1 protein-coding gene is annotated in these 651 nt (G+C 65.1%); it reads right to left on the bottom strand.

Going from position 1 to position 651, the window contains the following annotated elements; translation table 11 throughout:
- Positions 1-66: 66 nt before the first annotated feature.
- The coding region (locus FAB82_RS08905; RefSeq protein WP_136534195.1) for an integrase core domain-containing protein at positions 67-651 on the bottom strand (585 nt) is incomplete at its 5' end.

Raw genomic sequence — 651 nt, 5'->3', positions numbered from 1 at the left:
AGCCCGACGTGTGATGTCTCAGGACATCGGAAACAGGTCGAACCTGCAAAGGTTCGGCCTGTTTTGCTATGCAGGTCTGGTTGGGCCTTTGGGTTTGCCGGTGGGTTGGTAGTCGCGGGTGGGGTCGAGCTTCAAAGCTCTGAGGGTTTCGCCGGTGACGGCGTGGAGGACGCGGATGTCGAGTCCTTCGACGATGAGCAGGACGCGGGTGCCTTCGTAGATCCGGCCGATCCCGATGTGGTGGAGTTTCCCGTTGTGGCGCAGGGTCACTGATCCGGCTTTGTCGATGGTGTCGGTGCGGACGCGGCCCGGATCGGTGGTGTGGAGTTCATCGCCGGGGGCGGCTTTGGGTCGGGTGGTGTAGACCGCCGCGGGGGTGGCTCGGCTCGGTAGGGACCGGTGGGGCCGGTGGTGGTTGTAGGTCTCGGTGAACGTGGCGATCAAGACCTGCAGCTCAGTGATGGTGGCCGGTTGCGGGTTGGCGGCGGTGAGGTGTTTCTTCATGGTCTGCTGGAAACGTTCGACTTTCCCGCAGGTGGTGGGCCGGTTCGGCCGGGAGTTCTTCTGGACGGTGCCGAGTCGGGCGAGTTCGTGTTCGAGGGCGTTGCGTCCGCCGCGGCCGCCGGCGAGGCGGGTGGTGAAGACCAGGCC

Source organism: Glycomyces buryatensis, assembly GCF_004912275.1.
GTDB lineage: Bacteria > Actinomycetota > Actinomycetes > Mycobacteriales > Micromonosporaceae > Glycomyces > Glycomyces buryatensis.
The sequence above is the reverse complement of the archived record's forward strand: the minus strand, read 5'-3'. Positions and strand labels throughout refer to the sequence as shown.